At 61.8% G+C, this 18,580-nt stretch carries 18 protein-coding genes; 15 read left to right on the forward strand and 3 right to left on the reverse strand.

Annotated elements, in window-relative coordinates:
- Position 1: 1 nt before the first annotated feature.
- From ACYCFC_RS00190 to ACYCFC_RS00210, 5 genes are all read left to right on the forward strand, one after another.
- Positions 2-1,186, forward strand: a complete 1,185-nt coding sequence (locus ACYCFC_RS00190) for an amino acid ABC transporter permease (RefSeq protein ID WP_181086631.1) — start codon at positions 2-4, stop codon at positions 1,184-1,186.
- Between the two features lie 10 nt (positions 1,187-1,196).
- On the forward strand, positions 1,197-2,294 hold the full coding sequence (locus ACYCFC_RS00195; RefSeq protein WP_181086630.1) for an amino acid ABC transporter permease: 1,098 nt from the start codon (positions 1,197-1,199) through the stop codon (positions 2,292-2,294).
- Positions 2,295-2,303: 9 nt separating this feature from the next.
- Entirely contained in the window at positions 2,304-3,068 is a 765-nt protein-coding gene (locus ACYCFC_RS00200; protein WP_181086629.1) for an amino acid ABC transporter ATP-binding protein, read from the forward strand.
- 91 nt (positions 3,069-3,159) lie between these two features.
- The gene (purL, locus tag ACYCFC_RS00205; protein ID WP_459652802.1) at positions 3,160-7,056 is read left to right on the forward strand and encodes a phosphoribosylformylglycinamidine synthase; all 3,897 of its coding nucleotides are present in this window, start codon (positions 3,160-3,162) and stop codon (positions 7,054-7,056) included.
- 216 nt (positions 7,057-7,272) lie between these two features.
- Positions 7,273-7,590 (forward strand): YqfO family protein, encoded by a 318-nt coding sequence (locus tag ACYCFC_RS00210; RefSeq protein ID WP_181086627.1) that lies wholly within the window; start codon positions 7,273-7,275, stop codon positions 7,588-7,590.
- 130 nt (positions 7,591-7,720) lie between these two features.
- Here the strand turns inward: ACYCFC_RS00210 and ACYCFC_RS00215 are convergent, their stop codons facing one another.
- Positions 7,721-8,221 (reverse strand): L,D-transpeptidase family protein, encoded by a 501-nt coding sequence (locus ACYCFC_RS00215; RefSeq protein WP_181086662.1) that lies wholly within the window; start codon positions 8,219-8,221, stop codon positions 7,721-7,723.
- Between the two features lie 250 nt (positions 8,222-8,471).
- Here ACYCFC_RS00215 and ACYCFC_RS00220 point away from each other — a divergent pair, with 250 nt between their 5' ends.
- The 4 genes from ACYCFC_RS00220 to purT are packed head-to-tail and all read left to right on the forward strand — an operon-like array spanning position 8,472 to position 11,023.
- Positions 8,472-9,086 (forward strand): CoA pyrophosphatase, encoded by a 615-nt coding sequence (locus tag ACYCFC_RS00220; protein WP_181086626.1) that lies wholly within the window; start codon positions 8,472-8,474, stop codon positions 9,084-9,086.
- 5 nt (positions 9,087-9,091) lie between these two features.
- Entirely contained in the window at positions 9,092-9,616 is a 525-nt protein-coding gene (locus tag ACYCFC_RS00225) for a gamma carbonic anhydrase family protein (protein ID WP_181086661.1), read from the forward strand.
- Positions 9,616-9,810: a DUF1289 domain-containing protein gene (locus tag ACYCFC_RS00230; protein WP_181086625.1), complete on the forward strand. Its 195-nt coding sequence runs from the start codon at positions 9,616-9,618 to the stop codon at positions 9,808-9,810. The genes ACYCFC_RS00225 and ACYCFC_RS00230 overlap by 1 nt, the downstream gene beginning before the upstream one ends.
- Positions 9,811-9,838: 28 nt before the next feature.
- Positions 9,839-11,023 carry a formate-dependent phosphoribosylglycinamide formyltransferase gene (gene purT, locus ACYCFC_RS00235; RefSeq protein WP_459652803.1) on the forward strand — a complete coding sequence of 395 codons (1,185 nt, stop codon included), beginning with the start codon at positions 9,839-9,841 and terminating at the stop codon, positions 11,021-11,023.
- On the opposite strand, the gene ACYCFC_RS00240 is transcribed toward purT, so the two are convergent.
- Together ACYCFC_RS00240 and ACYCFC_RS00245 are read right to left on the reverse strand one after the other, a co-directional pair.
- Positions 11,018-12,310, reverse strand: a complete 1,293-nt coding sequence (locus tag ACYCFC_RS00240) for an HlyC/CorC family transporter (RefSeq protein ID WP_459652804.1) — start codon at positions 12,308-12,310, stop codon at positions 11,018-11,020. The two genes, purT and ACYCFC_RS00240, sit on opposite strands and share 6 nt — an antisense overlap.
- 10 nt (positions 12,311-12,320) lie before the next feature.
- Positions 12,321-13,121, reverse strand: coding sequence for a cytochrome C assembly family protein (locus ACYCFC_RS00245; protein WP_181086622.1), 801 nt, complete (start codon positions 13,119-13,121; stop codon positions 12,321-12,323).
- A gap of 255 nt (positions 13,122-13,376) precedes the next feature.
- Between ACYCFC_RS00245 and ffh the strand changes: the two genes are divergently transcribed.
- From ffh to ACYCFC_RS00275, 6 genes are all read left to right on the forward strand, one after another.
- Positions 13,377-14,753 (forward strand): signal recognition particle protein, encoded by a 1,377-nt coding sequence (gene ffh, locus ACYCFC_RS00250; RefSeq protein WP_181086621.1) that lies wholly within the window; start codon positions 13,377-13,379, stop codon positions 14,751-14,753.
- A 287-nt stretch (positions 14,754-15,040) separates the two neighbouring features.
- A complete protein-coding gene (gene rpsP / locus ACYCFC_RS00255; RefSeq protein ID WP_021208322.1) occupies positions 15,041-15,292 on the forward strand; it encodes a 30S ribosomal protein S16 in 252 nt (83 codons plus the stop codon).
- 5 nt (positions 15,293-15,297) lie between these two features.
- On the forward strand, positions 15,298-15,834 hold the full coding sequence (rimM, locus tag ACYCFC_RS00260) for a ribosome maturation factor RimM (RefSeq protein ID WP_459652805.1): 537 nt from the start codon (positions 15,298-15,300) through the stop codon (positions 15,832-15,834).
- A gap of 5 nt (positions 15,835-15,839) precedes the next feature.
- Positions 15,840-16,592 (forward strand): tRNA (guanosine(37)-N1)-methyltransferase TrmD, encoded by a 753-nt coding sequence (gene trmD, locus ACYCFC_RS00265; RefSeq protein WP_181086619.1) that lies wholly within the window; start codon positions 15,840-15,842, stop codon positions 16,590-16,592.
- Positions 16,593-16,637: 45 nt separating this feature from the next.
- Entirely contained in the window at positions 16,638-16,988 is a 351-nt protein-coding gene (gene rplS / locus ACYCFC_RS00270; RefSeq protein ID WP_181086618.1) for a 50S ribosomal protein L19, read from the forward strand.
- Between the two features lie 122 nt (positions 16,989-17,110).
- On the forward strand, positions 17,111-18,442 hold the full coding sequence (locus ACYCFC_RS00275; RefSeq protein WP_459652377.1) for an IS4 family transposase: 1,332 nt from the start codon (positions 17,111-17,113) through the stop codon (positions 18,440-18,442).
- The last annotated feature ends 138 nt before the right edge of the window (positions 18,443-18,580 follow it).

Consider the following 18,580-nt stretch of genomic DNA (forward strand, 5'->3'; position numbering starts at 1 on the left):
GATGCGAACCATCGCCAAATCGGGAGCAGCGCGTGGTTCGCTGCTCAGGGACCCGCAGGCGCGTGCCTGGCTGTTCCAGGTCATCGCCGTCATTACCGTCGTCGCAATCGGCTGGTTCCTGTTCCACAACACCCAGGCCAATCTGGCCCACCGGGGCATCAATTCGGGCTTCGGCTTTCTCAATAATGCCGCCGGCTTCGGCATTCCGCAGCACCTGATCGACTACAGCGAAAGCGACACGTACGGTCGGGTGTTCTGGGTCGGCCTGCTCAATACGCTGCTGGTCAGCGTGATCGGCATCATCCTGGCGACCCTTATCGGCTTCACCCTGGGGGTGGCACGGCTGTCGCCGAACTGGCTGATCCGTCAGATCGCCACCGTCTATATCGAGATCTTCCGCAACATCCCGCCGCTGCTGCTGATCTTCTTCGTCTACTTCGCCGTGCTCAGCCCCTTGCCCGGCCCGCGCAACAGCCTGAGCCTGTGGGACGTCATTTTCATCAACAATCGCGGCGTGCAGATGCCCGCGCCCAGTGCGGGCGAGGGCTTCTGGCCGTTCTGGATGGCGCTGTTCCTGGCGCTGGCGGCCATCGTCCTGCTCAACCGCTGGGCGCGCGCCCGACGGCATGCCACCGGGCAGCCCTTTCCGGTGTTCTGGATCAGCCTCGCTCTGTTTATCGGGCTTCCCTGGCTGGGTTCGCTGCTGTTCGGCGGGCCGTTCCTCTGGGAGGTTCCCGAACTGCAGCGCTTCAATATTCGCGGCGGCTGGGTGGTGATTCCCGAGCTGGTGTCCATCGTGCTGGCGCTTTCCATCTATACGGCGGCCTTTATCGGCGAAACCGTACGCGCCGGCATCCAGTCGGTAAGCCATGGCCAGACCGAGGCGGCGGCATCCCTGGGGTTGCGACCGGGACGGGTGCTGCGGCTGGTGATCGTGCCGCAGGCGCTGCGCGTGATCATTCCGCCACTGACCAGCCAGTACCTCAATCTGGCGAAGAACTCTTCGCTGGCCGCTGCCATCGGCTACCCGGACATGGTCTCGCTGTTCGCCGGCACGGTACTCAACCAGACCGGCCAGGCGATCGAAACCATGGCCATCACCATGAGCGTGTACCTGGCCATCAGCATCAGCATTTCGCTGCTGATGAACGGGTACAACAAGCGCATCGCGCTGATCGAACGGTGAGGGCGAACGCATGACGACTCATACCTTCAAACCGGACCTGCCGGCACCGTCACGCAATATCGGCGTGGTCGGCTGGCTGCGCAGCAATCTGTTCTCCAGCTGGTTCAACACGCTGCTCACTCTGCTGGGGCTCTACCTGATCTGGCTGATCGTGCCGCCGATCATCGACTGGGCCATCATCAAGGCCGACTGGACCGGCGAAACGCGGGCCGATTGCAGCCGGGAGGGCGCATGCTGGGTGTTCGTGCAGACGCGCTTCAGCCAGTTCATGTACGGCTTTTACCCGACTGAATTGCGCTGGCGCGTGGACGCCGCCGCCTGGCTGGCGGTACTCGGCGCAGCGCCGCTGTTCTTCCGGCGGATGCCGCACAAGGTGCGTTACGGCATCGTCTACCTGCTGCTCTATCCGCTCGTGGCCTACTGGTTGCTGCACGGCGGCTTCCTCGGTCTGGAAACGGTGCCGACCTCCCGCTGGGGCGGACTGATGCTGACCATCGTGATCGCCGCCGTGGGCATAGCCGGTGCCTTGCCACTGGGCATCCTGCTGGCGCTGGGGCGACGTTCGGACATGCCGGCGATCCGCGTGCTGTGCGTCACCTTCATCGAGTTCTGGCGTGGCGTGCCGCTGATCACCGTGCTGTTCATGTCCTCGGTGATGCTGCCGCTGTTCCTGCCCGAGCAGATGAACCTCGACAAGCTGATGCGGGCCATGCTGATGGTGATCTTCTTCGAGGCCGCCTATATCGCCGAAGTGGTGCGCGGTGGCCTGCAGGCGATACCCAGGGGTCAGTACGAAGCGGCTGCGGCGATGGGGCTGGGCTACTGGCGGAGCATGATCCTGGTGATCCTGCCGCAGGCGCTGAAGATGGTCATTCCCGGCATCGTCAACACCTTCATCGCGCTGTTCAAGGACACCAGCCTGGTGATCATCATCGGCCTGTTCGACTTCCTCAACAGCATCAAGCGCGCTACCGCCGACCCGGCCTGGCTTGGCATGTCCACGGAAGGCTATGTGTTCGCAGCACTGGTCTACTGGATGTTCTGTTTCGGCATGTCGCGCTATTCCATGCATCTGGAGCGCAAGCTCGACACCGGCCATCGGCATTAGGAGAAGTACATGAGCGATATATCTCGGCAGGAACAGGCCGCTGAACCGGTCATTCAGATGCAGGGCGTGAACAAATGGTTCGGCCAGTTCCATGTACTCAAGGACATCGACCTGAACGTCAGCCAGGGTGAGCGCATCGTGCTCTGCGGTCCCTCGGGCTCGGGCAAATCGACCACCATTCGCTGCCTCAACCGTCTTGAGGAACATCAGAAGGGTCGCATCGTGATCAACGGTGTGGAGCTGACCAACGATCTCAAGCACATCGAGGCGGTTCGCAGCGAAGTCGGCATGGTTTTCCAGCACTTCAACCTGTTTCCGCATCTCACCGTGCTGCAGAACTGCACGCTGGCGCCCATGTGGGTGCGCAAGCTGCCCAGGCGGCAGGCCGAGGAAATTGCCATGGATTACCTGGCGAAGGTGCGTATTCCCGAGCAGGCCGACAAGTTTCCAGGGCAACTGTCCGGCGGCCAGCAGCAGCGCGTGGCCATCGCCCGTGCGCTGTGCATGAAGCCGAAGATCATGCTGTTCGACGAGCCCACCTCGGCGCTCGACCCGGAAATGGTCAAGGAGGTGCTGGATACCATGATCCGACTGGCCGAAAGCGGCATGACCATGCTCTGCGTAACCCACGAGATGGGTTTTGCCCGCACCGTCGCCGACCGGGTGATCTTCATGGACAAGGGCGAGATCGTCGAGCAGGCCGACCCGCACGTGTTCTTCAGCAATCCGGTCAATGAGCGGACGAAACTGTTCTTGAGCCAGATATTGCATTGAGGTGGGCGGCAACTCGCTGGCTGCCCCTTGACCGCCGTCATGGGCTAGAATACGCGCCCCGACTGCTCCCCTCTTCGAGGCTGTTCCGACGATGTTGATTCTGCGCGGCGCTCCCGCTCTTTCCGCCTTCCGTCACGGCAAGCTCCTGGCACAACTGACCGAGAAGGTCTCCGCCGTGAGCGGGTTGTATGCCGAGTTTGCCCATTTCGCCGAAGTAACCGACACGCTGGACGCAGATGAGCAGCAGGTTCTTGACCGATTGCTGAAATACGGCCCGAGCGTACCCGTGCAGGAGCCGATGGGCCGGCTGTTCCTGGTGGTGCCGCGTTTCGGCACCATCTCGCCCTGGTCGAGCAAGGCCAGCGATATCGCCCATAACTGCGGTCTGGACAAGATCCAGCGCCTGGAGCGCGGCATCGCCTTCTACGTGCAGGGCGAACTGTCCGAAGGCGATGCGCAACTGATCGCCGCCGCGCTGCATGACCGCATGACCCAACTGGTGCTCGAACGCTTCGAAGACGCCGCCAACCTGTTCAGCCACGCCCAGCCCAAGCCGCTGACCGCGGTGGACGTACTGGGCGGCGGCCGCGCCGCGCTGGAGCAGGCCAACATCGAGCTGGGCCTGGCGCTGGCCGATGACGAGATCGACTATCTGGTGACCAGCTTCACCGGCCTGGGGCGCAACCCCCACGACATCGAACTGATGATGTTCGCCCAGGCCAACTCCGAGCATTGCCGGCACAAGATTTTCAACGCCAGCTGGGACATAGACGGCGAGAGCCAGGACAAGTCCCTGTTCGGCATGATCAAGAACACCTACCAGATGCACTCCGAAGGCGTGCTCTCGGCCTACAAGGACAACGCCTCGGTGATCGTCGGCCACGAGGCCGGGCGCTTCTACCCCAATCCCGAGACCGGCGAGTACGCGGCGACCCGCCAGCCGGTACACATCCTGATGAAGGTGGAAACCCACAACCATCCGACCGCCATCGCGCCGTTCCCCGGCGCGGCCACTGGTTCGGGCGGCGAGATCCGCGACGAAGGTGCCACCGGTCGCGGCTCCAAGCCTAAGGCCGGGCTGACCGGTTTCACCGTCTCCAACCTGAACATTCCGGATTTCGTGCAGCCCTGGGAAAAGCCCTACGGCAAGCCCGAGCGCATCGTCACCCCGCTGGACATCATGATCGAAGGCCCGCTGGGCGGCGCGGCGTTCAACAACGAATTCGGTCGTCCAGCGCTGGCCGGCTATTTCCGGACTTTCGAACAGCGCGTCGAAACTCCGCGCGGCGAGGAAGTGCGGGGCTACCACAAGCCGATCATGCTCGCCGGTGGCATGGGCAACATCCGCGAAGATCACGTGCAGAAAGGCGAGATCAGCGTCGGTGCCAAGCTGATCGTACTCGGCGGCCCGGCCATGCTGATCGGCCTGGGTGGCGGCGCGGCGTCCTCCATGGCCACCGGCGCCAGCTCGGCGGACCTGGATTTCGCCTCGGTGCAGCGCGACAACCCGGAAATGGAGCGTCGTTGCCAGGAAGTCATCGACCGCTGCTGGCAGCTGGGCGAACAGAACCCGATCAAGTTCATCCATGACGTCGGAGCCGGCGGCCTTTCCAACGCCTTCCCGGAACTGGTCAACGACGGCGGTCGCGGTGGTCGCTTCGATTTGCGCAACATTCCCAACGACGAACCCGGCATGGCGCCGCACGAGATCTGGTGCAACGAGTCCCAGGAGCGCTACGTGCTCTCGGTGGACGCCGGCGATTTCGAACGTTTCAAGGCCATCTGCGAGCGCGAGCGCTGCCCGTTCGCGGTGGTTGGTGAGGCCACCGAAGAGTTGCATCTGACCGTCGCCGACAGCCATTTCGGCAACACGCCGGTGGACATGCCGCTCAACGTGCTGCTCGGCAAGACGCCGCGCATGCACCGCAGCGCCAGCCGCGAAACCGAGCTGGGCGATGATTTCAATGCCGCGGCGGTCTACCTCGACGAGGCCGTTGGCCGCGTGCTGCGCCATCCGGCGGTGGCCAGCAAGAGCTTCCTGATCACCATCGGCGACCGCAGCATCACCGGCATGGTGGCGCGTGACCAGATGGTCGGCCCCTGGCAGGTGCCGGTGGCCGACTGCGCCGTGACCACCACCAGCTACGACGTCAACACCGGCGAAGCCATGGCCATGGGCGAGCGCACACCGCTGGCGCTGCTCGATGCCCCGGCCTCCGGGCGCATGGCCATCGGCGAGACGCTGACCAACCTTGCCGCCGCACGTATCGAAAAACTCTCCGACATCAAACTGTCCGCCAACTGGATGGCCGCCGCCGGCCACCCGGGCGAAGATGCGCGGCTGTACGACACGGTCAGAGCCGTCGGCATGGAGCTCTGCCCGCAGCTGGGCCTGACCATTCCGGTGGGCAAGGACTCGATGTCGATGAAGACTCGCTGGGACGAGGGGGGCGCCGAGAAGAGCGTCACCTCGCCGATGTCGCTGGTCGTCTCCGGCTTCGCGCCGGTGCTCGACGTGCGCCAGACCCTGACCCCGCAGCTGCGCCTGGACAAGGGCGCCACCGACCTGATCCTGATCGACCTGGGCCGCGGCCAGAACCGCATGGGCGGCTCGATCCTGGCCCAGGTGTACGGCAAGCTCGGGCGGCAGGCGCCGGACGTCGACGATGCCGAAGACCTGCAGGCGTTCTTCGCGGTGATCCAGGGCTTGAACGCCGATGGCCTGCTGCAGGCCTACCACGACCGCTCCGACGGCGGTCTGCTGACCACCGTGCTGGAAATGGCTTTTGCCGGCCACTGCGGGCTGAACCTGAATCTCGACGGTCTGCTGGACGATGCTGATGAAGTGCCCGCCGTGCTGTTCAACGAAGAGCTGGGCGCGGTGATCCAGGTGCGTCAGGACGACACCGAAATCGTCCTCGCGCAGTTCAGCGCCGCCGGCCTTGGCGATTGTGTCGCGGTGATCGGCCAGCCGGTCAACAACGGCTACATCTCGATCCGGCTCGCCGGCAACGAGGTCTTCAGTGGCGACCGCCGCCTGCTGCAGCAGCAGTGGAGCGAAACCAGCTACCGCATCCAGCGTCTGCGCGACAACGTCGACTGTGCCGACCAGGAGTTCGATGCCCTGCTGGAAGAGGACAATCCCGGTCTCGGCGCGAAGCTCAGCTTCGACGTCAACCAGGACATCGCCGCGCCCTACATCAAGCGTGGCGTGCGCCCGCAGGTGGCGGTGCTGCGCGAGCAGGGCGTCAATGGTCAGGTGGAAATGGCGGCGGCGTTCGACCGCGCCGGCTTCGCTGCCGTGGACGTACACATGAGCGACATCCTCTCCGGACGCATCAACCTGGAAGACTTCAAGGGCCTGGTGGCCTGCGGCGGTTTCTCCTACGGCGACGTGCTCGGTGCCGGTGAGGGCTGGGCCAAGTCGATCCTGTTCAATACCCGTGCGCGGGATGGCTTCCAGGCATTCTTCGAGCGCAGCGACAGCTTCGCCCTCGGCGTGTGCAACGGCTGCCAGATGATGAGCAACCTGCACGAGCTGGTGCCCGGCAGCGACTCCTGGCCGCACTTCGTGCGCAACCGCTCGGAGCAGTTCGAGGCGCGTGTGGCGATGGTCCAGGTGCAGGAATCGCCGTCGATCTTCCTCCAGGGCATGGCCGGTTCGCGCCTGCCGATCGCCATCGCCCATGGCGAAGGGCATGCCGAGTTCTCCAGCGCCGTGGCGCTGCAGGCCGCTGATCGCTCCGGCACCGTGGCCCTGCGCTACGTGGATAACCACGGCAAGGTCACCGAGCGTTATCCGGCCAACCCCAATGGCTCGCCGCTGGGGATTACCGGTCTGACCAACCGTGACGGTCGCGTGACCATCATGATGCCGCACCCGGAGCGGGTATTCCGCGCCGTGACCAACTCCTGGCGCCCTGATGAGTGGCAGGAGGACGGCGGCTGGATGCGCATGTTCCGCAATGCGCGGGTCTGGGTGGACTGACATCGACGCCCGCTGAAAACAAAGCCCGGCAGCGTGCAAGCGCTCCGGGCTTTTTCATGGTTGCGAGCGGGTAGCTTGCAGTTGCTGAACCCGGCGATTGCGGCAGCGTCGAACATTGACCCCCGGCAGAAAATGCCGGGTCTGCTTTTGGGACACTTGCGCTTTTTTGAGCGATCTGCCTGCTTCGTCTCGTCGAAGTTTCTTGTGGAGATACTGATGTACAAGCTCTGTTTCTACGTGCCGGAGAGCCATCTGGAAGAGGTCAAGGATGCAGTGTTCGCCGCGGGTGGCGGGCGTATTGGCGACTATGATCGCTGCAGCTGGCAGGTGCTCGGGCGTGGCCAGTATCGGCCTCTGGAAGGCAGCCAGCCGTTTCTTGGCCAGGAGGACCAGGTGCAGTTGGTTTCGGAATGGAGGGTGGAGCTGGTGGTCGCCGACGAACTGATCCATGACTGCGTCAAGGCGCTCAAGCAGGCGCACCCCTATGAAACGCCGGCATTCGATGTCTGGCGTTTGTCGGATATGGTCTTTTAGGCGCAGCGCCCACTCCGTTTGGCCCTTCCGTGCATCGATTGCCGGATTGCGCCTTCGGCTCGTACGGCCTGGCTCTGGAGGGCCGAACCTGTTCGGTCGTTTACCAATGCCTGGCCGAATGAATTCAGCCCTACGGTCTGATTTCGATCAGCGTGCCGTCTTTCACCAGGTTCCACACCTCACGCATATCATCGTTCTTCAAGGCGATGCAGCCTTCGGTCCAGTCGAGGGTATGGAAGAACCACTCGGGATATTCCTCATCCAGTGGCGTGCCGTGGAGCATGATCATGCTGCCTGGCGATGCGCCTTCGGCGCGGGCGCGGGCCAGGTCTTTGGCGTTCGGGTAGGAGATGTGCATCGCCAGGTTGAACTTGTCCGAGGTCTTGCGCCAGTCGATCCAGTAGAGTCCCTCAGGGGTGCGCTGATCGCCTTCGCGTTGCTTGGGACCGGGTTGCTTGCCCAGCGAGACGCGATAGCTTTTCAGCGTGACGCCACGGCTGATCAGATGCAGCTGGCGTTCCGATTTGACCACCAGGACCTTGTCGATGAAGGCGCCGTCCAGAGCCGGTACAGCTGTCGCATGTGACAGCACGGCAAAGGTGAGGCAGGAAATCGCTAACAGCCAGCGCATTCGGTATTTTCCCCGGTATTGGTATTGCATCAGGCCTTTGTCCGACGCGGGCAGGACGGCTGCAGCCGGTCGACTAGGGCGTATTCTAGGGGCTTTTCCCGCTTTGCTGCGAGCCGCGTTGTGCTGAACTAGACAAGGCCTGTCTGCTTTCGGCAAGCGGTTGCTGCCGCTGTGTATTTTGGCTTTTCCTGTCTTGGGCGCCTCGGTGATCCATGCCATGATGCCGGTCAAATACGCAAAGAGATTTTTCATGCTGGACACTATTCTCCGACGAGTGCGCGACTACTCTCCGCACCTTCTGGAGCCGGAAGGCCGGCTGCCCGAAGCAGCAGTGCTGATGCCGGTTACCCGCAGTGAATCGCCCGAACTGGTGCTCACGTTGCGTGCCAGCGGGCTGTCCACCCACGGAGGTGAAGTGGCGTTCCCCGGCGGTCGCCGCGATCCCGAAGACCATGATCTGGCGCATACCGCGTTGCGCGAGGCCGAGGAGGAAGTGGGGCTGGCGCCAGGCATGGTGGAGATCGTCGGGCCGCTCAGTAGCCTGATTTCGCTGCATGGCATCCATGTCACTCCCTATGTCGGCATCGTGCCGGACTATGTCGAGTACCGCGCCAATGATGCCGAAATCGCCTCGGTGTTTTCCGTGCCCCTGGATTTTTTCTGCCAGGACCCGCGTGAGGTCACTCATCGTATCGATTACCAGGGCAGCGCCTGGTATATCCCGTCTTACCGTTATGGCGAATATCAAATCTGGGGGCTGACGGCGATCATGGTCGTCGAGCTGGTCAACCTGGTGTACGACGCCGGGATCGAGATGCGTCGGGCGCCGGCTTCCTATATCGACCTGACCAACAAGAAGAGGTGATGGCTGTGAAATATCGTCTGGGCGAGTCCCGTGTTGAAACGCATCCGCAAAGCTGGGCGGCGCCAGGCGCCACGCTGATCGGCAAGATTCGCCTGGATGCCGGCGCCAGCGTCTGGTTCGGCGCGGTGCTGCGTGGCGACAACGAGCTGATCCATATCGGCGAGAACAGCAACGTTCAGGACGGCAGTGTGCTGCATACCGACATGGGCCATCCGCTGACGCTGGGTACTGGCGTCACCGTGGGCCACAACGCCATGCTGCATGGCTGCAGCGTCGGCGATTACAGCCTGATCGGCATCAATGCGGTGATCCTCAACGGGGCACGGATCGGCAAGTACTGCATTATCGGCGCCAACACCCTGATTCCCGAAGGCAAGGTCATTCCCGATGGCTCGCTGGTGGTTGGCTCGCCCGGCAAGGTGGTGCGCGAGCTGACTGAAGAGCAGAAGAAAATGCTCGAAGCCAGCGCCGCGCATTACGTGCAGAATGCCCAGCGCTATGCGCGCGATCTGGTAGAGCAGGGCGATTGATGTCGTCCCCCGTCGAGAAACCGGTCGCTTCGCCCTGTGTAAGCATCTGCGCGCTGGATGAGACGGATGTCTGTATCGGTTGCCAGCGCCACGTCGACGAGATCATTCGCTGGAGTCGGCTGAATAACAGCGAGCGGCGTGAAGTGCTGCTGCGTTGCCATGAGCGGGCCCGCGAGCGCGGTCAGCTGTTGTAACCATTCACATCCGTAAATGAGGAAAATCATGCCACGAATCGGCACTCCGCTGTCTGCCAGCGCTGTTCGCGTCCTGCTGTGTGGTTCCGGCGAGCTGGGCAAGGAGCTGGTGATCGAGCTGCAGCGTCTGGGCGTCGAAGTCATCGCCGTGGATCGCTACGCCAACGCGCCGGCCATGCAGGTCGCGCACCGTCATCATGTCGTCGATATGCTCGACGGCGCAGCGCTGCGAGCGATCATCGAGCAGGAAAAACCGCACTATATCGTCCCCGAGATCGAGGCCATCGCCACTGCGACACTGGTCGAGCTGGAAGCCGAAGGCTTTACGGTGATTCCTACCGCGCGGGCTGCGCAGCTGACCATGAACCGCGAGGGCATTCGCCGCCTGGCCGCCGAAGAGTTGGAGCTGCCGACTTCGCCGTATCGCTTTGCCGACTCACTGGAAGACTGCCGCAGCGCCGCGCTGGCCATCGGCTTTCCATGCCTGATCAAGCCGGTCATGAGCTCCTCCGGCAAAGGACAGTCAGTGCTGCGCAGTGAAGCGGATATCGACCCCGCCTGGGACTACGCCCAGGCGGGCGGGCGCGCCGGCAAGGGCCGGGTGATCGTCGAGGGCTTTATCGATTTCGATTACGAAATCACCCTGCTGACGGTGCGCCATGTCGGCGGGACCACATTCTGTCAGCCGGTGGGGCACCGCCAGGAAAGGGGCGATTACCAGGAATCCTGGCAGCCGCAATCGATGAGTGCGGCTGCCATGGCCGAGGCCGAACGCATCGCGTTGGCAGTCACCGAAGCGCTTGGTGGGCGTGGCGTGTTTGGTGTGGAATTGTTCGTCAAGGGCGATCAGGTCTGGTTCTGCGAGATTTCGCCACGGCCTCACGATACCGGGCTGGTGACGCTGGTTTCCCAGGATCTGTCCGAATTCGCCCTGCATGCGCGGGCCATTCTCGGTCTGCCGATCCCGACCATTCGCCAGTTCGGTCCGTCGGCGTCTGCCGTGGTGCTGGTGGAGGGCGAGAGCGAACAGGTCAGCTTCGGCAATCTGGCCGCCGCACTGGCCGAGCCGGATACCGCGCTGCGCCTGTTCGGCAAGCCGGAGGTCAACGGTCAGCGGCGAATGGGTGTGGCCCTGGCGCGGGATGAATCCATCGAGGCGGCACGGGCGAAGGCGTTGCAGGTCGCAACGGCAATCGATACGCAGCTGCTATAGCTGTTCGGTGTCGTCGGATGCCGCTGTGGCGTCTCCGGCGACCCAGGCCCGCACGCTTTTCACCCGATTGTCGGCGGCCTGGAGGATTTCCAGCCGATATGACCCGATCTGCAGGCAGATGCCGCTGTCGGGAATCTGTTCGAGGGCTTCGGTGATCAGGCCGTTGAGTGTCTTGGGGCCGTCGCAGGGCAATTGCCAGCCGAGGGCGCGGTTGATTTCGCGCAGGTAGGCGGCACCATCGATGACCAGTGTGCCGTCATCCTGCGGGTGGATGTCGGGGCTGCGCAGGGCGTCCTGGTTACTGAATTCGCCAACGATCTCTTCGAGGATGTCTTCCAGGGTGACGATGCCCAGTACGTCGCCGTACTCGTCGACGACGATGCCGATGCGCCTTTTCTGCTTCTGGAAGTTGAGCAGCTGGGTCGAGAGCGGAGTGTTCTCGGGTATGAAGTAGGGGTCGGTGCAGGCTTCGAGCAGATTGTCCTTGGTCAGCTGGTCGTGGCTGAGCAGGCGGGCGATCTGCCGCATGTGGACGATGCCCTGGACCTGGTTGATGTCCTTGTGGAACACCGGCAGGCGTGTGTGCGGTGTGGTGCGCAGCTGGCCGACAATGGTTTCAAGGTCGTCTTCGAGATCGATGCCGGTGACCTCGTTGCGCGGAATCATGATGTCGTCGACGGTGACGCGCTCCAGATCGAGGATGCCGAGCAGCATGCTCTGGCGATTCATCGGCAGATCACTGCCGGACTCGCGCACCACACTGCGCAGCTCTTCGGTTGACAGGCTGTCGGTGCCTTTCTTGGAGGGGTCCACGCCAAGCAGTCTGAGCAGGCCGTTGCTGATCCAGCCAAGCAGTGCTACCAGCGGATACAGCACTTTCTGCAGCATCAGCAGCGGCAGGCTGACCGGATAGGCGATGGCTTCGGGACGCAGCGCTGCCAGCGTCTTGGGCGTGATTTCGCCAAAGATCAGAAGAATGATAGTCAGGCCGATGGTCGCAATGGCGATCCCGGCTTCGCCCCAGAGCTGCATCGCCAGCACCGTTGCAATCGAGGAAGCGAGGATGTTGACGAAGTTGTTGCCCACCAGAATGGTGCCGAGCAGGCGGTCCGGCCTGGACAACAGGTCGATGGCGCGTCTGGCTCCGCGATGGCCCTCTCTGGCCTGATGCCGGAGGCGATAGCGGTTGAGGCTGAGCATTCCGGTTTCCGAGCTGGAAAAAAATGCAGAGCACAGAAGCAGGAAGATCAGTAAGCCGACCAAAAAGCCGGGGTGTAGACTATCCACAAGACTGCCTTCAGATATGCAGGATGAATTCGCGGACCAGCTTGCTGCCGAAGTAGGCCAGCATCAGCAGACAGAAGCCGGCGAGCGTCCAGCGAATGGCTTTGTAGCCGCGCCAGCCGAGTCGGTGGCGCCCCCACAACAGCAGACCGAAGACAACCCAGGCGATGACCGACAGCAGTGTCTTGTGCACCAGATGCTGCGCGAACAGATTGTCTAGAAACAGCCAGCCGGTGATCAGTGAAGCCGACAGCAGCAGCCAGCCGGCCAGCAGAAAGCCGAACAGCAGGCTTTCCATGGTTTGCAGCGGTGGGAAATTCCTGATCACGCCTGATGGATGCTTGTGCCTGAGATGGTGATCCTGCAGGAGCAGCAGCAAGGACTGGAAGACGGCGATGGTCAGCATGCCGTAGGCCAGGATGGAAAACAGGATATGCGCGAGAATGCCTGGCTCTTCGCTGATCGCGGGTGCCGTGCCGGAGGGTGCGAACTGGGCGAAAAGCACTGTTAGGCAGCTCAGCGGGAATAGCAGCAGCAGCAGGTTCTCGACCGGCATGTGATACAGGGCGAGCAGGATCAGCAGCGTTACCGCTGCGGCGATCAGGCTCGAAGCAGTGAAGAAATCCAGATGCAGGCCGCTGGGCGAGAGCAGCTGGATAAAGAGGCTCGCGCTGTGGGCGATCAGTGCCAGCACGCCCAGAACAGCCAGCAAGCGCTTGTCCGGCGCGGAGCGTTGTGCCAGGCGCAGGCCTTGATATCCGGTTACGCCAGCGTAGAGACAGGCGGCAGCCAGGCTCGGTAGCAAAGGGTGCATAGTCTTTCAACGGGCTCGAAAGTTGCTGAGTGTGGCACAAACCCCTGGCGTGCAAAAGCATGGGAGCGGGGGCGAGTGGTCGCTGTGCCGGGCGAAGGCGGTTTCATGGGGATGGTGGCTGTGTGCCGGCCTTCGACGTGGCTGTCGAGGGTCGTTTGGCTATCTGCGGCAATAGCGGTGATGATGGGGTACCGGCACAGGGCTTGCAGCTTCTATAATCGCTTCCCTTAACCACATTCAGCGTGGAAATGGCTCATGTTTGAAAACCTAACCGATCGTCTCTCGCAAACGCTTCGCCATGTCACCGGCAAGGCCAAGCTGACTGAGGACAATATCAAGGACACCCTGCGCGAAGTGCGGATGGCGCTGCTCGAAGCGGACGTCGCGTTGCCGGTGGTCAAGGATTTCGTGGCCAGGGTCAAGGACCGGGCCGTGGGGACGGAGGTTTCCAAGAGCCTGACGCCAGGCCAGGCATTCGTGAAGATCGTCCGCGCCGAGCTGGAAGAGTTGATGGGCGCGGCCAACGAAGACCTCGATCTGAGCGTGGTGCCGCCGGCGGTGGTGCTGATGGCCGGTTTGCAGGGCGCGGGCAAGACCACCACGGTCGGCAAGCTCGCGCGCTTCCTGCAGGAGCGCAAGAAGAAGTCCGTGCTGGTGGTGTCGGCGGATGTCTATCGTCCGGCGGCGATCAAGCAGCTGGAAACGCTGGCGGCTGAAGTCGGCGCGACCTTCTTCCCCTCCGATATCAGCCAGAAACCGGTAGAGATCGCCCAGGCGGCGATCCGTGAAGCCAGGCTGAAGTTCATCGACGTGGTGCTGGTCGATACCGCCGGTCGTCTGGCCATCGATGCCGAGATGATGGCCGAGATCCAGGCCGTGCATGCGGCGATCAACCCGGCTGAAACTCTGTTCGTGGTCGATGCCATGACCGGTCAGGATGCCGCCAGCACCGCCAGGGCCTTCGGCGAGGCGCTGCCGCTGACCGGCGTGGTGCTGACCAAGGTCGACGGCGATGCGCGTGGTGGTGCGGCGCTTTCGGTGCGGCAGGTTACCGGCAAGCCGATCAAGTTCCTCGGCATGGGCGAGAAGAGCGATGCGCTCGAACCCTTCCATCCGGACCGTATCGCCTCGCGCATCCTCGGCATGGGCGACGTGCTCAGCCTGATCGAGCAGGCCGAACAGACGCTGGATCGGGAAAAGGCCGAGAAGCTCACCAAGAAGCTGAAGAAGGGCAAGGGCTTCGACCTCGAAGACTTCCGCGATCAACTTCAGCAGATGAAGAGCATGGGTGGTCTCGGCGGGTTGATGGACAAGCTGCCCTCGATCGGCGGCATGAACCTGTCCCAGATGGGTAACGCCCAAGGCGTGGCCGAGAAGCAGTTCAAGCAGATGGAGGCCATCATCAACTCGATGACGCCCGTCGAGCGACGCAACCCGGACATCATCAGCGGCTCGCGCAAGCGCCGCATCGCCCTGGGTTCAGGCACCCAGGTGCAGGACATCGGACGGCTGATCAAGCAGCACAAGCAGATGCAGAAGATGATGAAGAAGGTCACCGGCAAGGGCGGCATGGCCAAGATGATGCGTGGCATGGGCGGCATGTTCCCCGGTGGCGGAATGCCGAAATTCTAAAAAGCAGCGGCAAGCTGCAAGCCATAAGCTTCAAGGAAAAGCGGGAAAGCGCTTGAGGTTGTTTCGGCGCCAGCCGCCACACTGATTCGCTTGCAGCTGTAGGTCGGGTCACGCTTCATCGACCCGACGAGCGGAGCCTCGGTGGATGTAAAAAGCGACATCCACCCTACGCTGGCTTCCAGCTTGCAGCTTTTTCCTTTTACTCGTAAAATGCGCGGCCTTTCGGGCCATAGGCCCATTTTAAGTGTGTGCCTAAAGTTCGCACCGACTACAGGAACGATGTTCACATGGTAACTATTCGTCTCGCCCGTGGCGGCTCCAAGAAGCGCCCTTTCTACCACCTGACCGTGACCAACAGCCGCAACCCGCGCGATGGCCGCTTCGTTGAGCGTATCGGCTTCTTCAATCCGGTTGCTTCGGGTGCTGAAGTCAAGCTGTCCGTCAATCAGGAACGTGCCACCTACTGGTTGAGCCAGGGTGCACAGCCGTCTGAGCGTGTTGCTCAGCTGCTGAAGGAAGCTGCCAAGGCTGCTGCCTGAACCGCATGAACACGACGCCAGCCCCGGTCGAGGATTTGATCGTAATCGGCAAGATCGTTTCGGTGCATGGCGTGCGGGGTGACGTGAAGGTCTATTCCTTTACCGATCCCATCGACAATCTGCTGGGTTATCGCAACTGGACGCTCAGGCGAGGTGGCGAGGTCAAGCAGGTCGAGCTGGTCAAGGGGCGCCTCCAGGGCAAGATACTGGTGGCTACGCTCAAGGGGCTAAGTGATCGGGAAGAGGCGCGTACCTACGCGGACTTCGAGATCTGCATTCCCCGCAGCGAACTGCCGTCATTGGCCGGCGATGAGTATTACTGGTATCAGCTTCAGGGTTTGACGGTCATCAACCAGCTCGGGCAAACGCTCGGAAAGGTCGACCATCTGCTTGAAACCGGTGCCAACGATGTCCTGGTGGTCAAGCCGTGCGAAGGCAGCCTGGATGATCGTGAACGTCTGCTGCCCTATACCGACCCCTGTGTATTGAAGGTCGATCTGGCGGCAGGCGAGATGCAGGTCGAATGGGACGCGGACTTCTGAGCGATATGTCCAGTCTGCGTGTAGAAGTCATCAGTCTGTTCCCGGACATGTTCGCTGCCGTGTGTGACTATGGTATTACCAGTCGCGCGGTGAAGCAGGGGCTGCTCCAGCTGCGATGCTGGAATCCGCGAGCCTATACCGAAGATCGCCACCAGACGGTGGATGATCGCCCCTTCGGTGGCGGTCCAGGCATGGTGATGAAGATCAGGCCGCTGGAGCTTGCACTGGCGGATGCCCGGCAGGCCGCTGGCGAGAAGGCGAAGGTGATCTACCTGTCGCCACAGGGGCGTCAGCTGAAACAGGCCGATGTCCGTGAGCTGGCGAAGGAAGAGAGTTTGATCCTCATCGCCGGGCGTTACGAAGGCATCGACGAGCGCTTCATTCAGGCGCATGTCGATGAAGAATGGTCGATTGGCGATTACGTGTTGTCCGGCGGTGAACTGCCGGCCATGGTGCTGATCGATGCGGTGACCCGACTGCTCCCCGGAGCACTGGGTCATGCTGATTCTGCCGAGGAGGATTCGTTTACCGACGGCCTGCTCGACTGCCCGCATTACACGCGACCGGAAGTGTATGCGGATAAGCGTGTTCCTGAGGTGCTGCTCAGCGGCAATCACGAACACATCCGGCGCTGGCGTTTGCAGCAATCCCTCGGAAGGACCTGGGAACGCCGTGCCGATCTTCTGGATAGCCGCTCGCTTTCTGGGGAAGAACAGAAGCTGCTGAAGGAATACATCCATCAGCGGGACGATAGTTAACGTATCGATGGCAGGCCGGAAGGGCTTGTCTCAGGAGCACACAGCATGACCAACAAGATTATCCAGGCGCTCGAAGCCGAGCAGATGACCAAGCAACTGCCTCCGTTCGCCCCCGGCGACACCGTGATCGTTCAGGTCAAGGTAAAGGAAGGCGACCGTGAGCGTCTGCAGGCTTTCGAAGGCGTCGTGATCGGCAAGCGCAACCGTGGACTGAACAGCGCCTTTACCGTGCGCAAGATCTCCAACGGCGTCGGTGTTGAGCGTACCTTCCAGACCTTCAGTCCGATGGTCGACAGCCTCAGCGTCAAGCGCCGCGGCGACGTGCGCAAGGCCAAGCTGTACTACCTCCGCGCGCTGTCCGGCAAGGCAGCCCGTATCAAGGAAAAGCTGTCCTGAGGACTGCTTCCCTTGCAAGAAAAAGCAGTCTTCGGGCTAATGCCAGTCAGTTAAGCGCTACAGCTTGACCTTCTGCGCGCTGAAACGAAAATCCGATGCTTGTTTTGAGCATCGGATTTTTTATGCGACTTTCCCGCGCTTTGGCACTGACTCACGAAGTGGCATCTGCTACTTACTCCCTTGACGAACTAGGGGCGCTGCTTGATCCAGACCTAGTTAGCACCGCACTGGAAACGGCGGGAGTGGCGACCCTGCGTAAGCGACGTCTCCCTCTTGAAGCCATGATCTGGTGCGTGATCGCCATGGCGTTGTTTCGCCGGATGTCGGCCTGGGATGCCGCGAGCCGTATGGGCATCATGCTGCCTGGGCAGAAGCCATTGGTAGCACCCAGTGCAATCGTGCAAGGTCGCCAGCGTTTGGGCAGCGCTGCGGTGCGAGAGGTCTTTTCCCTGACTCAACAACGCTGGCATGCCAGCGCCAATCACCCCACTTGGGCCGGTTTGCGCCTGCTCAGTGTCGATGGCGTGGTCTGGCGCACACCGGATACGGCCGACAACCGCAAGCACTATGGCAGCGCCAGTAATCAGCATGGCGATACCGGCTATCCCCAAGTTCGCATGGTCTGCCAGATGGAGCTGACCAGCCACATGCTGGTGAATAGTGCTTTTGCCGGCTACCACAGCAACGAGATGAAACTGGCCGAACAACTGATCGACAGCACACCCGATCACTCGCTGACCTTGTTCGACCGTGGCTTCTATTCACTGGGGTTACTTCATCGCTGGCAACAGACAGGCACTCAGCGCCATTGGTTACTGCCGCTGCGAAAGGATGCTCAATACGAGGTGCTGCGTAAGTTAGGGCGCCACGATGCCATCGTCTCACTAAAGACCTCGCCGCAGGCGCGTAAACAATGGCCCGACCTGCCAGACACGCTACAGGCTCGGTTATTAAGCAAGACCATCAAGGGCAAAGTGCGGCAGGTACTGACCTCAATGATCGATCCTCTGCGCTTCCCTCCAGACGAAATCGTGGATCTGTACAGCCAGCGTTGGGAAATCGAACTGGGCTATCGAGAAATGAAGCAAGGCATGCTCGCGGGTCACTACACACTGCGTAGTAAAACGCCGGAGATGATTGAACAAGAACTGTGGGGCGTACTACTGGGGTACAACCTGCTGCGTTATCAAATGCTGGAAATGAGTCGCCACTGCCCTGGCATCTACCCCTGCGAAATGAGTTTCACCGCTTGCACCTGGGCGATTCTGGGCTTCTTGAACGGGGTCTCTTTGAATCATCCAGGCAACATCCCTCGCTACCTGGCTGAACTACAGGCCTCAGCCATGCACTACGTCCTACCTCATCGTCGTGAGGATCGCAGTTATCCGCGAGCGGTCAAACCCAAGCCGTCCAAGTATCCGACCAGAAATAAAAATGCCAGTCAGCTTAACTGACTGGCATTAGTCTTCGGGCTGCTTTTTTTTGTCTGGCAGGTTGTTGCGGATGGACGTCTCCCGTGGAGCGGGCCATGCCCGCGAAGCTGTTGCGCTGAATATTCGCGGGCAGGGCCCGCTCCTACGGACTTTCAGAGC

The sequence above is a fragment of the Stutzerimonas sp. NM35 genome, from assembly GCF_054604355.1.